Origin of the sequence: Enterococcus sp. DIV0755f, assembly GCF_051713725.1 — a bacterium.
Taxonomy (GTDB): Bacteria; Bacillota; Bacilli; order Lactobacillales; family Enterococcaceae; genus Enterococcus_D; species Enterococcus_D casseliflavus.
Window position 1 is genome coordinate 1237149 of sequence record NZ_JBIOQL010000001.1, and the last position, 14270, is coordinate 1251418.

General features: G+C 43.6%; 12 protein-coding genes and 1 pseudogene. All 13 read left to right on the forward strand.

What is annotated here, in order from left to right; all coding sequences use genetic code 11:
* Positions 1-229 precede the first annotated feature (229 nt).
* The 13 genes and pseudogenes from IGI73_RS05505 (at position 230) to IGI73_RS05565 (ending at position 14256) form a co-directional block, all read left to right on the forward strand.
* Entirely contained in the window at positions 230-742 is a 513-nt protein-coding gene (locus tag IGI73_RS05505) for a hypothetical protein (RefSeq protein ID WP_015509419.1), read from the forward strand.
* Positions 726-2081 (forward strand): PTS cellobiose transporter subunit IIC, encoded by a 1356-nt coding sequence (gene celB, locus IGI73_RS05510; protein ID WP_016610408.1) that lies wholly within the window; start codon positions 726-728, stop codon positions 2079-2081. Before IGI73_RS05505 ends, celB begins: the two co-directional genes overlap by 17 nt.
* 101 nt (positions 2082-2182) lie before the next feature.
* Entirely contained in the window at positions 2183-2911 is a 729-nt protein-coding gene (locus IGI73_RS05515; RefSeq protein ID WP_015509421.1) for a GntR family transcriptional regulator, read from the forward strand.
* A 780-nt stretch (positions 2912-3691) separates the two neighbouring features.
* Positions 3692-4777, forward strand: coding sequence for a DivIVA domain-containing protein (locus IGI73_RS05520; RefSeq protein ID WP_087627253.1), 1086 nt, complete (start codon positions 3692-3694; stop codon positions 4775-4777).
* A 137-nt stretch (positions 4778-4914) separates the two neighbouring features.
* Positions 4915-6221 (forward strand): annotated as a pseudogene (locus tag IGI73_RS05525) (hypothetical protein).
* Complete coding sequence (locus tag IGI73_RS05530) at positions 6218-6592, forward strand: hypothetical protein (protein ID WP_005235091.1); 375 nt, start codon at positions 6218-6220, stop codon at positions 6590-6592. The pseudogene IGI73_RS05525 and the gene IGI73_RS05530 overlap by 4 nt, the downstream one beginning before the upstream one ends.
* Entirely contained in the window at positions 6525-7904 is a 1380-nt protein-coding gene (locus IGI73_RS05535; protein WP_428206397.1) for a glucosaminidase domain-containing protein, read from the forward strand. Before IGI73_RS05530 ends, IGI73_RS05535 begins: the two co-directional genes overlap by 68 nt.
* Positions 7897-8940 carry a hypothetical protein gene (locus tag IGI73_RS05540; RefSeq protein WP_061054321.1) on the forward strand — a complete coding sequence of 348 codons (1044 nt, stop codon included), beginning with the start codon at positions 7897-7899 and terminating at the stop codon, positions 8938-8940. The genes IGI73_RS05535 and IGI73_RS05540 overlap by 8 nt, the downstream gene beginning before the upstream one ends.
* Before the next feature lie 13 nt (positions 8941-8953).
* The gene (locus IGI73_RS05545) at positions 8954-10408 is read left to right on the forward strand and encodes a hypothetical protein (RefSeq protein WP_428206396.1); all 1455 of its coding nucleotides are present in this window, start codon (positions 8954-8956) and stop codon (positions 10406-10408) included.
* A gap of 38 nt (positions 10409-10446) precedes the next feature.
* Entirely contained in the window at positions 10447-10770 is a 324-nt protein-coding gene (locus IGI73_RS05550) for a hypothetical protein (protein ID WP_016610400.1), read from the forward strand.
* A 25-nt stretch (positions 10771-10795) separates the two neighbouring features.
* Positions 10796-11491, forward strand: coding sequence for a type IV pilus modification PilV family protein (locus tag IGI73_RS05555; RefSeq protein WP_061054319.1), 696 nt, complete (start codon positions 10796-10798; stop codon positions 11489-11491).
* Positions 11492-11534: 43 nt separating this feature from the next.
* A complete protein-coding gene (locus tag IGI73_RS05560) occupies positions 11535-12221 on the forward strand; it encodes a type II secretion system protein (RefSeq protein ID WP_074536892.1) in 687 nt (228 codons plus the stop codon).
* Positions 12208-14256: a type II secretion system protein gene (locus IGI73_RS05565; RefSeq protein ID WP_428206395.1), complete on the forward strand. Its 2049-nt coding sequence runs from the start codon at positions 12208-12210 to the stop codon at positions 14254-14256. The genes IGI73_RS05560 and IGI73_RS05565 overlap by 14 nt, the downstream gene beginning before the upstream one ends.
* Positions 14257-14270 lie beyond the last annotated feature (14 nt).

Genomic DNA, 14270 nt, shown 5'->3' on the forward strand with positions numbered 1-14270 from the left:
AATAACTTTTTTCTACTCGAACAAAAGCCAAGAGTCAGGAACATTCCCTCATTATCCTGCAAGGTTCCTTGAGATTCGCTTAACTTTTCAGAAATAACGAATGAAAAAGCAGATTATTTTCAGAGAACACTTTCAAAAAGAAATCGGTTGCATTCAACAAGAATTCTGCTAGAATATAACTTGTTCGAACAAGTTGTTGAGCGAAAGCAAAACGAAAGGAGGAGGACTTGTGACCAAAAGGAAACCGGTAACCCAAGCAGCCAAGAAAGAATATGCAAACAAAAGTATGCGGTTTAATCGTTTTTTACTTTTTCGTTATATGACTGCGATCTTTTTCTTTGTCAATCTTTATTGGACCCTATTGAGTCTGTCTCAATGGACATGGGCTGGTTTGATTCCCATTGCCTTATTGATCGTTGATGGACTTATACTTATTGAACAAACTCAAAAATATTGGCAGCAATCGAATCGTTTACTGGTGACAAAGATCGGTTATTGGCTCCAATTCGGCGTCAATCTCATTGCAATTTTTGGTATTTTGATCGGGCAGCAAGCAACGTTGATTCCTTTTATGAATCAATCGGGTAGAGGGATCTTACTTGCCTTGTTTTCTGTCGGCATGATGGCGTGTTTGTTCATTCAGCGTAAAGCGTGGTTGATCGAGCATGACCGCGACAAATATTTCACGTATTTGACTACATTTGAAACTCAAGGAGGAACAGTCAATGGATTCAGAAAATAACAAAATGTTTGCCTTCTTGGACCGCTACTTAATGGGTCCAATGGGGAAAATCTCACAATTACGGATCGTTCGTGGGGTCATGGCAGCCGGGATGGCGTCGATTCCTTTCACTATCGTAGGATCGATGTTCTTGATCATCAGCGTTTTGCCACAAAGTTTTCCTGTATTAGAGGGCATTTGGAGTACATCATTTGATAAAGTAGTTAATCTCTATATGCTGGGTAACACTGCAACAATGGGGATTTTAGCACTATATTTTTGTATTGTTTTTGGATATGAGTATACTAAGATTCAAGCACAAGAAGAAAAACTTGTTTTAAGCCCAGTCAATGGAGCATTACTTTCTATGATGGCGTTCTTTATGTGCTTGCCGCAATTAGTCTTTGAAGGCGGAGTAGCCACGCTAGTTGAAGTGATTTCTGACGATCAGAAAATCATTAATGGTTGGGAAATCGGTGGAGGCGTTACTCGTTTAGGAACAACTGGGATCTTTACAGCGATCATCATGGCGATCATTGCCGTAAAAATCTACGCGTTTTGTGTGAAGCGCAATATTGTCATCAAAATGCCTGATACAGTACCTACAGGTGTTTCTTCCTCATTTACTGCTTTGATTCCTACAGCCCTAATTGCACTCACTGTGATCGTTATCAATGGTGCATTAGTCGCAATGGGCACAGATATTTTCAAAGTCATTGCGATTCCGTTTAGTTTCGTGACGCAATTGACCAGTACCTGGATCGGACTGCTTGTTATCTACTTCTTCATGCATGCACTATGGATCGTCGGTATTCATGGGGCAACGATCGTGACCTCATTCTTGACGCCAATCGTGTTGTCAAATATGGTGGAAAACCAAAATGGTGCCAACATTGCCTTTGCGGGTGAATTTAACAACAGTTTTGTTACGATCGGTGGTTCAGGAGCGACGTTAGGAATGGTGATTTTCATCGCATTCTTTGCAAAATCAGCGCAGTTAAGTGCTTTAGGAAAAGCAGCGATCGTGCCATCCTTCTTCAATATCAATGAACCGATTTTATTCGGGATGCCAGTGGTATACAACCCGTACACAGCGATCCCATTCTTCTTAGCACCGATGGTTTCAATGTCCGTTGCTTATTTTGGTATCAACTTAGGCTTTGTTAACCCACCGATTGCTCAAGTAGCGTGGCCGACCCCAATTGGATTATCTGGCTTTATTGGTTCAGGTGGTGACTGGCGTGCCTTTGTCTTAGCAATCATCTGTGCAGTCGTTGCTTTCTTGATTTGGTTCCCATTCATCAAAATGTATGATGGCAAATTATACAAGGACGAACAAGCAAACGCAACGAAGGCATAATCAATCCGTTTTTTTGATAAGCCGGCTATGAAAAATAGCTGGCTTTTTTTACGCCAAAGATGATAATAGTAGTAGAGAATCCGAAGGAAAGGAGTAGGCAAATGACGAAACTCAGTATTGAAGACTTAGCAGCGGAATTGATCAGAAAGATCGAAGCGGGTGACATAGGAAATGAGCAGGGGAAGATGCCTAGTGAACGAGAGCTTTTGGCGATTTATCCAGTTTCTCGTTATACGTTACGTCAAGCCCTCAATAAATTGAGCAAGATGGGCTGGATCTACCAGATGCAAGGCCGCGGCTCGTATATTCGCTTTCAAAACAACCAAAAACCGGCCATTGAACAAGGAGATCTTGGCTTCAATGAAGACTTGACACGGGGCGAGAAAAACATTCGAACGGTCAAAGCCTCAAAGCGACTGGTCAAAGTATCAGAGGCGCTGTTTCTTCCAAGTCAAAAACAATTTGCGAAAGATCAACACTTTATCGAAGTCCAACGTTTTCGCACATTAGATGACAAACCCTATTTGATTGAACGTTCCTATTATATACCTGAAATCGTGGGGGAGATCTCCGAAACAATGATGGAGGGGTCGATGTTCCAAGCTTTGGCAGAAGAAAAACAACTGACAGTCGCCTTCATCGACAAGTTCATCCAAAGCAAACCGCTATCACAGGAACAAGCAGCGTTTTTTCATCTAGAAGAAGGCATGCCCGCACTGATCGTACGAGACGACAGCTATCTGAGAAATGGCGAACTATTAGCCTTTTCGATGATCCATTATGATTATCGGATGGCGACATTATATATGCATAAAAAGTTGTTCGTTTAAAGAAAACGGATTTTCAAGAAACGGTTCTTTCTTTTTTTAAGGCAATAGAAAAGCAGCCCATTAGGGAGAAAAAAACTTACAGTTGCGGAGCAGCGGACTGGCAAACTGAGAGAAAAGGGATCGCTTCCAATGGATGAAAGATGACTGAGCAGGAAAACTATATAATAGGTAAAGAATCGATCAGCGACCTTGGCTTATAAGGTCGCTGATTTTTTTTGAGGGGATTGATCGGCGGTTAAGAAGGCGTGATTGTTGATTTAAGATAAAGATCGTTTAAAGAAGAACACCTGTTTTTTAATACGAGGATATTTTGCTCATTTTTTAACAATATCACTGGGGATAAATGGTTTCCTCTGACAAATATTTCATCAAGTGAAGAAATATCTGATTTTTCAATCTGTTTTTGCTTTGATACTATCAAATAGACAACAGATGTTCTGCGAACGGAAGCCGTCTTTTCGTTTAATGGCTATTTTATTGAGAAACAGGCCGATTCATTTACTTGATTTCTATCTTCCAAAATACATGGAGGTCGTGGAGATCAAAGGATGTAGTGGTCTTTGCTTTCTTTTTTTAAGCGAAGGGGGACAAGAAGGAAGCGGACATCACTGCTCAAAAGGTCACAGCAGAAACGTCAGCTCGTTTGAAAAAAAGCCCGAGGGTAGAACAGCCAAAGTGCAACTTTTCACGAAAGCAGACGAACAAGTAGACCAATTTGTAGACACATTAAATTGTTCAACGAATCAAATCATCGATGAGTGAGGAATCAGGAGGGGTAACATGGCATTATTTCGCAAAAAGAAAGATGAAGAAACTTACGAAGGCGTTCATGTCTACGACGAGGAATATGATGAAGAAGAGTACGACGAAGACGAGTACGATGATGAAGAATATGATGACGATGAGTATGACGACGAAGAATATGATGACGACGAGTACGAGGACGATGAGTACGATGATGAAGAATACGAGGAAGACGAGTATGAGGATGATGCCCAAGAAGAGCTGCTGGCATTAGAAAATACCGTTTCACAATTGACCAAAACCGTCGAACATTTGACCAAGCAATTGGAAAACAAACAAGAATCCATCAATCGGATGGCTTCGCAAGCGACGCAACAAGAAAGTATCATTTATGAAAACAAGCAGCTGCAAATGCGCTACAACGAGTTACAGCAGCAGTTAAAAGAAGCAGAACGTCAACAAGAAGCCCTCAAAACCAATTATGAGCAAGAAATTGAGCAGTTGACGAGTCAAGAAGACGAATTGATCGAAGTAGAAGAAGAGCTCGAACAATTGCGTCAAAGAGAAGATGAACTGCTAAAAGAATTAGAAGAAAAAAGCAAGCAAGTCCAAGCGTTTGAAGAAAAAGCGATTCATTTAGAAGAAAAAGCGGCGATTATCGAAAACTACAAATTAAAAGAAGTCGAAAGCATGCGTCGGATCACTTCGCTTGAAAATGAAAATCAACAGTTGAACATGCGCTTGCAAGAAGCCGAAGCGAAATATCGTGATCTCGAGCGTTCAAGAGTCGAGCAATTGGCAGATAAGAATGTCTTACAGCGTGACTTGGAACGTGAATTGACTAAGGTCGAACAAATGAAGGACGAGCTGGCGACGATTTTGATCGAAGCAAAAGAAAAAGCACGGGAAACCGCTGCTGAAGCAGAACTGGAAGCTGACAGAAGACGTCAAATGGCGGAAAATGAAGCCCACAAGATCATTTCAGAAGCATCGATGGAAGTGATGAAGATCCGTCAAGAGATCAAGCAATACCAAGAACGACTTACGGCATTTCATCATGAGTCGAAAGGGCTGTTTGAGCAGTTGATCCAGCATAGCAAAGTATTGAATCTGCCAGACTAAAACGAAGGTTATAAGTCGGAATAGACGAAAAGGTCTGCTGAATAATTTCTGAGAGCGACACGACAAAGGAGGGAAACCCACTAGGACCATATGTGCTGTTTAAGAAATCACGGGCAACAACTACGAGTTGATTTCTTATGAGAATGTTGGTTATTGGGACGAATGTGACGAATGATATTTTAAAAATTGCCATCTATCCAACCTTGAGTCCGAATCTTGAGGAATTATTTTATAAACAAGAGGCACTTCCATCAGTAATCACTGCCTGCGACAACCTCTATCAAAAAAAGTGGCCGCTCAAATCCTCGATCCGCAAACAAGTGACGCATTACTTTGAGCAATTTTATTCCATCGAAGCCTTTACCCATCATATCGAGATGGAGATTTTACGGAAAAAATCGATTACTCAAAATTACGCATTCCTTTGGAACAGCAATTCCCACAGTTTGTGTGGACGCAAATCGGCATCAATCATGTGTCCGATGAAAAAAGCAATCTGTTTTTGGAGTTTGTACCAATCGCTTACACAGAAGAAGAGTTTCCCTTTACGATTCAGTTGGATGCCAGCTTGCAGCAGCAAGCCTCGGCTGGTGTAAGTGATGCGAACGACTTTAAAGAGCAACTGGCAAAAATCGTTCAAAGCGTGATCGATGAACAAAATGTCACGTTTGTGAGTCGCCCGAAAGCGCAAGTCCATGAAGAAAAACGGCAAGGCAAAACCGATGCAGTGAAAAAAGAGCTGGAAGACACAGTCGAGTTCCAAAAGGTCAGTGCGGATGAGCCACCAAAGTTCAAAAAGAAAGTTCGCAAAAAAAGCAGCAAAAAAAAACAGTCAAAAAAAGCCAAGCAATTACCCAAAGTCAACGCCAATGAATTAGCGTTGGAGGAAGAAGCGAAACGAGAACGAGCAAGCAAAGAGCGTTTGCGCTTGGCCAATCAAAAGCTTGAGATCTACATCGAAAACTTAGAAGCCTCTTTGATCAAAAATAGTATCCACTATTTAAACAGCTTGACCGATGAAGAAGACGAGAACTGGCATACGCAATTGAAGATCAGCTTACGAGAATATACCTATCTTTTTCAAAAAGCCAAATACCTAGAACAGGTTTGGCGCATCAATGACAATCTCGTACAAAAGATCGAAAAGATGACCTTGAACGAAAAAGAGTTGACCTATGAGAGAGGGCAAGTGCAGCAAGTGGTCGACAACAATCTTTCTGCTAAAGATATCAGCTTGGTTTTTTATGAATGCAGCGTGATTGAATCACGGGTCAAATTGTATGAGCGACCATGGTTTAGAAAACCTTACGCACGCATTATGAAGATGGACTATGACAATCTTTTAAGAAAAGCCGCTTACTTTGATCTTCTCCAAAGCGAAAGCTATCTATTAGAAAAAAAAGCATTGATCGAAGGCAATACAGACGTTAGGAGCAGTCTATGAGAACCCAAAAGCAAAAACAACGATTCTTATTCTTATACCGCATCTACTTTATTGCTTCTTTGATCCCATTAGCGGTATTTTTGCAGCTGACCGCCTATTTTTATCTCTCTGCCTTTCGAGAATATGTCACTATCAGTCATTTGTTTTTACTCGCTCTTTTGCTAGGTTTTACGATGTATTTGCGGAACAATGCCTTTCATTATCAATTGCTGCTTGTGCAGCTTGAGAAAAATGAAAGCAAAGACCATGAACGACCAAAAAAAGGCACCAGCAAGAACAGCCCCAAGGAGGAGGATCAAGAAGATGAAAAAGCCCAGAAGAAACGTAAAAAGTCTGTTAGCGATCGGAGCATTTATCGGAATCATCAATAATCAAACGATTTCTGAAGCCATGGTTCGATCGATCTTAGGTGTAGAACCATCTACTTATATGGAAACCATCGATGCACAACGAGAAAGTCGTGGGCAATCGATAACGGATGCCCTCCGACCGGTCTCTTACGAAGGAGCTGACAGGATAACGGAGCAACTTGATACTCCTCCAGAACAAACAAATGAAAGCCTCCCAGAAGAATCGGAGCAAGCCGAAAAAGGAACGGAAGTCCAAGTCGTAAATGATATTGAACGACCGGCAGATGATGGGCAGACAGACGAGGAAGAAACAGAGAGCGGCACCGATGAAACAGAAGACCAAGAGACTGAAGATGTTCCGCCGACGCCAGAGCCTTCAGATGGCGATCAACAGCCGAATCAGCCTGCTGGACCTGAAACGAATGAGGAAGAAACCAACGATACCAACAGCAGCAACAATGGCGGAAACAACCAATCAAATGGGAATCAAACCAATCAGGACAAAGAAAAAGATCCCGATCCAATCACTGAAGAACCCGAATCGCCGATCGATGAAGAAGAGCGGGAAAGCAACTTTCAGTTTTCGGTTTCTCGTAATCTAACGACACAACAATTCATCAATGAGATCGGTTCTGACGCGCAGGATGTTGCCTATAACAATGATCTTTATGCTTCAGTGATGATCGCACAAGCCATCTTGGAGACTGGCTCAGGAAATAGTGCTTTATCCAGTCCGCCAAACCACAATCTCTTTGGCATCAAGGGCAGCTTTCGTGGGCAAAAAGTGACCTTCAATACGCAAGAAGATGATGGAAGTGGTGCGTGGTATACGATCTCTTCCAATTTCCGTAAATACCCAAGTTACCGTGAATCCATCGAAGATTACGCTCGCTTACTAAGAGGAGGCATCACAGGCAACCCGCGCTTTTATGCCCCCGTTTGGAAAGAAAATGCCCCAACCTATCGGGAAGCAACTGCATGGTTGACAGGGCGCTATGCCACGGACATCCATTATGACCAAAAGCTGAATGCGTTGATCGAGGCCTATGATCTAACCATCTATGACAACGAGCCGACCGAAGAGGTCATGGAAGAGATTGAACGCACACGTGCACAAGCAATCGAAGCAGCCCGCAAGGAAGAAGCTAAGACGACCCGTTCGTTGTTTGAAGACTTGCAAAGAAGCTCGGCAAATCGTCGAGGCTCAGGAAATTTGCCAGCGTCCATTCGGACTGTCAAGGATCGCTTGCAGGAAAATGCCAATGCCAATACTTATGCAAACCAATTAAGAGGGATGGAACGAGCGGGCAGCGAGGTAGATGCCAATGAGTAATCAGTCGCAAGCACCTAGAAGAAAAAAACGTCCGCCACAGCCTGCCAAACGTGAAAAAAAACGAGAACAACCAGAGGATACACCGAGAAATCCCCGAATCGAAAAGTTTCAAGCGCAAGGCAAGCAAGCCAGCCCTTCAAGTGGCAAGAAACGACCAAAAAAGCCACCTCAAAAAGAACCGACAGGACAGGCGCCTGCGAAAAAGAAACGAAAAAAAGCGGCTAGCACAGCGAATCGCCCCAAATTACCGACCGAAAAGCAGCATCCTAGCAAACAAAAAGAAAGAGCAGCTGCCAGTACGACCAGTGAAGCACCACGCAAAAAGAAAAAGCGTCCACCGCAGCAAGCACGTCCAAGCCAGCGCAACGAGCAGGGGAAAACTAAGAAATCAAGTAATCCGAATGCCAAATCAAAAGGGACCCACAAGCAAGGCAAAAAACCAGCGGAGGTTTCCCAGAAACGACCAACCCCGCAAAAAGGCAAAGCTGCGACGAAGAAACCAACAGCTAAAAAGAAATCTGGTGATCTCGTACTGAAAATCATTTATCTGATTTTCTTGGTTTGTAGCATGACTGTCCTCTTTACGTTTATCGGCTTATATGTAGCTGATCAAAACGAGATGACGGTTTTCAATCATCGGGTGGTGCGTTTATCAGATAATGGGATGGCGAATCTTGACAGCTCCGCATTACGCACACAAGATTTGATCATTTTAAGAGAACAAGCCTTCACTCAAGTACAGCCAAACGGGATCGGAGTCTTTACAAATAGCTCAGGAACAGGCTATATTGCCCGCCGAGTGCTATCGATCGAGGCTGACGAAGAGCAAGGCTATCATTTATCCGTCATTGGTGATGGACAGGCATTTGGGGAAGAAGCCATCGAAGCAGACCGTTTCGTTGGGGAAGTCTCAATGAGTATCAACCATGTAGCAGATGTGTTTCGTTTTATTGATCAAAACTTGATATTATCCATCATCTTCTGTGTATCATTGATCGCCTTATTCATTCTATTAGGCATTTATCTCTTTACTTGAGAGCCGTCATTACTTGAGAAAAGAGGAAACAAGGTTGCAAAAAAAAATAGTGTTAAGAAATAGTATCGCGGGTCTGCTTTTCTTTCTTTTGTTGCTTAGCATCTTGATTTGGCAGAATAATCAGTCTATTCACATTCGTCGTTTAGCGGATGAAAATGAAGTGTTCGAAAAAATCGAGATTTTGGAAGAATGGCAGGAACGAATGACCCTTACAGGGATGACGATCCAACGATCCGTTCGGGTAATGAACGCCAGTGAAGTGCCAGTGTTTGTTCGAGCAAGCTTTGAAGAAGTGCTGCGCTATGTCGCGCCAGACAGTGAGGAAGCAGCTTTTGAGCAGGCGGCAGATGCGAGTGATGCGCCAGACTTATTACCAGTACTGTCTCGCTTTGATGAAAACGAAATTTTAGCAAGAGGGTATCAGAACGTGACCCAGCAGATCCCAGAACTCGTTGGAAATGCTCTTGATGGTCAAGTGATGGTTTGGATCAGCGGTGAGACGATCGAAGAGTTGGCACCCACGCCTGCCTTGGATGCCTTCGATAGCGAAGAGATGCAGGAGTTATTGGGGGAATTAGACGCTGAAGGACAGGATAATCCTGAGAACTTCTACGATCACACCGAAGGCAATGAAGAAATGGAGGAGCAACCGTCATCAGACTTGATCGATGGTCCGCCAGATCTCTGGCAAGAACCGGTCCTTGTCGAAGCGCACTTCAGCTATTCCTTTCGACGAAACCAACAACCGGTCATGCAGAAAATGAGTGGGGAACTGCTGCTGCTCAATCCTGCTGATCCGGTTGCTGAGTGGACCTTTGAAGCAGCCAACTTGACCTATAGTTATTATCTTGAAGGGTATCGTTATTTTGTTCGAAACTGGGCGGAGTCGCAGCTAGCCAGCCCCTTTTCCACCAATGAAGAACCTACGGGATTCACGTATCTCGGAGAACAAGGAACGATTGACCAGTCGTCATTTGATTACACGACGACAGAATCTGGGTTAGGCAGTGCCTTTCAATTGCCAGAGATGATCAGTGCGTTTCCCGATGCTGCTGGGTTGTATCCGACCCAAACGGTGAAAACGCTAAGCAGCTTTGTCTCTGAAAGTCCCGCCCAGATCGACTCAGAAGCCATCATGATCGAATTCGGCTCTTTGAGCGATTACCGTCAGATCGATCGAAACACTTGGATCTATAATCCCGATGATGGCTGGTTTTATTATAGTTTCCCTTTGGACCGATCCTATCAAAGTGAAGACGGTTATGGCGTCACCCGTTCACTGATCGAACAAGTGATGATCGATACAAGTGTCGCAGACGATAGCCATCTTGCCTACGAACTTTTACCGAAAGTCGAAGTCATTCAGGCTTCTGATCGACAATCATTAAAGGAGGTCTTTCAGTTAGACAATGATCGGCCAGAGAGTGCCACTGCGATCATCTATCGGCATTTGCACTCACTTCAATAAGTTGCTAGAAAATAAGTCAAGGAGAGATTCACGTGAAAATGGTCATTGAAGAAATTGAATACCGTTATTTTCTTCAATACGGGAAGTATTTGGATTATTTCTACCAACAATACATGCAAGCGAATGTCGAAGATCCTGATGTTGAAAAAGGGATCGCCGAGATTCAGCGACTGGTTGAAGAAGAAAGGTATCATTATATCAGGGAACGAATTCGCATCACACGCAAAGCCAAAAAAAGTATTCCATTAGCTGACTACCCTGATTTCAATAAACTGATTCACTGGGGGTTCACCCTTAGCAAATTATCTTTTCTTGACCCAGATACAAGTATCAACCAGCTAGAAGAAAAGGATTCTCCTTGATCGGGGGTTAGGCAAAAAGCAGGTGATGAAACTGAAAAACGGCAGACAAGCACATAGAGTACTTGATGAATCAGGGTTCAGCCTTGTTGAGATCCTTGGAGCGATCGTCATTCTCGGGATCGCGATGGTCATGATCGCCATGCTGATTATCCAAAACAACCTGATCCTTAGCTACAATACCCGAATGGAAGAGGCCATCGCAGCACGAGATGACGTCAAGGAATGGCTAATCTACCGAGCGCAGACCCAAGATTTGGCGGATTTGAATATCGGGATCTTTACTGCTCGCCCATCTTGGATGATGGGCGATCCAGATGACCCCTCAGAAATTCGCAGACACCATTTGGTCCTCGATAATTCAGGGATTCAATACAATGCGCAAGGGCAACCGATGTATGAAGAAATCCCGATTGCTGTAGATGATCTCAATCGGGGACGATTTATTCGCAAAGTGGTATACGATCATTCTGGCGCTCATTTGCCGCAGCCCTTGGCAAATTCGGAAGAAAATCGCCTCTATATGGGAACGTACTTGTCGGAGAATGAAGAAACCACCAACTATTTAGTCAAGGTCTCCATTCGTGAAGACCCCAGGCATGGACTGCGAGAAGACAGTTATGATCGTCGGCAGCTGGGCATCGGACTTATTATTCAGGTCTTCGATAAACAAACGGGCGCATTTTTGACAGAAACGTATCTGCATTGGGTAGTTGACTATTGAAAGGGCTGGCTGTTCTTGCGGAAGTTGCAAAGGAGGGGCGCAGATGAAGCATCGGTTACAAGATGAGCAAGGAGTCACGCTTGTCGAATTGTTAGGGGCGATCGTGATATTCGGCATTATCATTGCTCTCTTTTCTGGGACACTTTTTCTGATCGTCCAAGCCTCTGTCCGTCAAGGTCGAATTGCTGCCTTTCAAGGGATAGCGAATGAAATCATGGCGCAAGCAGATCAAATCGCCAAAATTGACGGCATCTATGAGCATGCGGGGTATTTAGGAAAATATGATAGTCTTCTTTTCCACGAGGAACATATTGTCAAAACCATGCCCGAAGGAACCTTAGGGGCAGCAATTACGGAAGAGGGCAGTCCGCGAATGGTTGTGACGGATATCACAGATACCAACAATATCCGTGCCAGAGTCTATGATACGAAAGACCCTACCATCAAGTTAAAGATCATTCAACAAAAAAATGAGAATGAAGCGACGCTGACCCATCACTATACGCCAAATTATCGCGATACGTTCAGTATCCAGACCAAATTTTTCGTTTTGTTTTACACGGAAACGATCAATTTTGCGGATTATTATGATGATTTGACTGGCTGGTGGCAGATGGAGGATCTGGTCACTGATTACCACGAGCAGATTATCTATAGACGAGAATTTACGATCAATTATCGGGACAATGAGAAAGCAAGAGGGGGGGTACCTGGGAATGGACGATGGTAGACAAAATGAAGCGGGTTTTGCGCTGATTTATGCCCTCGCGGCGATCATTCTTTCCTCTTTGATGATTGGCTTGGTTTTCCTAGTTGCTCGAAATGTCAATTCACAAATTCGAACGGTAGATAGCTTCCGTCGCGTGGAAGATGTACACGAATATTCCTTTCAACTCGCTTCTCAAGACCTAAAACTGAGAATAGATGATTTAATCACTCGAACCATGCAGAATGGCGGCTTCTATTCTAATAATAATGACTGGCAAGACAATCTAGATAACGAATTGAGATCTGTGCTGGATGAAGTCAATGTGAATAAGACCATCGATAATAAATTTTCTTTTACCTCCTCTATCGTTGACTATGAATATAATGAGATCGCCCCTTATGTAATGACGAAATCTGGTGGGGAGCAAGGATGGATCCAAGCAGCCTCGATGCTGCCAGATAAAACCAATCTTCAAATCATTATTCAAATTCAATCGCAAGTCACGGATCAGACGCAACTGGCTGAGGGACAGCCGCGAGTACATACAGCTTCTGCCGAATATATCTATGAAATGCAGCTTGAAGAAGAAGACCTCGAACAAAGACAAACACAGCTGGATATTTGGCGAAACATTTTTTATCCCTATTACTTACCCTCTACAGTAGGACAAGCGGTATCCGCCGATACTTGGGTTCGAAAATTATTCGAAGTCGCTGATTTCCAGCGCGTACGCCCATCATTTGATTATCTCGCCTTTGAATCGGATGACTTCTTGCAATTCGGGTTTGCCAACAATGTCCTGCAAGATTTTCAAGACGGAAGATTTTTAGATTTTCGAACAAAGCCGATTCTTAACTGGCTGCATTTCGATGGTTCCTTTTTCTTTAATCATGGGATCCAGATGGAAGGACAGGGAAGCGGGCAGTTTTCGGCAAAAAGTCTGCTTGCGATCCAGAATGACGGCGGGCAGCCTAGCAACGGGTTGAACTTGATCAAAGACGTCTTCTTGCAAGCGGGTCTAGGAATGTATATCGATTTGGGCAGTCGAGCTGGTAGCCGCTTGGTCTTATCACAAGCCTATACGGATATTTTTGCTGGAAACCTTTGGATCAACAATACTAATAGTTCGGCTTCGAGAGTTGAGCAAGAGGGGGTTCTCTTTGCTGAAGGCCATCTGAATGTTTCCGTAAATTCACCAGATGCAGGCTCTGGATTAGGCGAATTAAATAGCAATTATTTTAATTTCTATCATCGAGAAGCCACGAAACAGAATCCTGCTGCAGATGGTAGTTTGACGTTTATGAAGCCGTCGATGGTTCTGACGAGCAGCAATTTTTATGCAGGGCCAGTCACGGAAGGCTCGATCGTGCATAGTACCGAAGATACGGAACGAAGGATTACTGTTTATGGTGATTTTATGCTGACGAATACGATGATGCCTAGTGGTGGAACGATCGATGATTTCTCGTATTTTCAGAATCAAAATCAATTCACAGTGCCTCATGACCCGTCAAGAATCACTTTGGATGGCAGCAATACCATGATGGAGGTTCACGGGCTTTCATTTATCGATGCGCCGAAGACTGCTCGAAGACTGGCATTAGCAGAAGCAGGCAGCTCAGCGGTTTTTGATTCTTACTATGAAGATCCAGCGTATTGGAATCAAATCACCTTAAAAAATGGTGCCCAGCTGATCTTGGGTCATACAGGCGTTGAACCCTTTCATTTAGCTGTGGATAGAGAGTCGACCTTTGTCATGGAAATCCTGCCAGATTTGGCATTATTTGACCCGACTTTTTTAGCGACAGGGGCTCATAACCGTCGTCTTGAAGGAACGGTCGTTCTCGTACCTTACTATATGGATGACCAGGTGGAACTGGAAAATCAACTACAACAATTAGGCGTCAATTATCGCGTCCGCGACTTTGAAAGTCAGGCGCAACCGGGGGAGGTAACGATCCTCAGAAGTTTTTTGGATCGAAACATGTGGTCTGATGATGAAGCATATTTAACCGTTACACGAATGTTTGACTATATCAACAAACTCGATTATTGAAAGGAGGGCGCCAG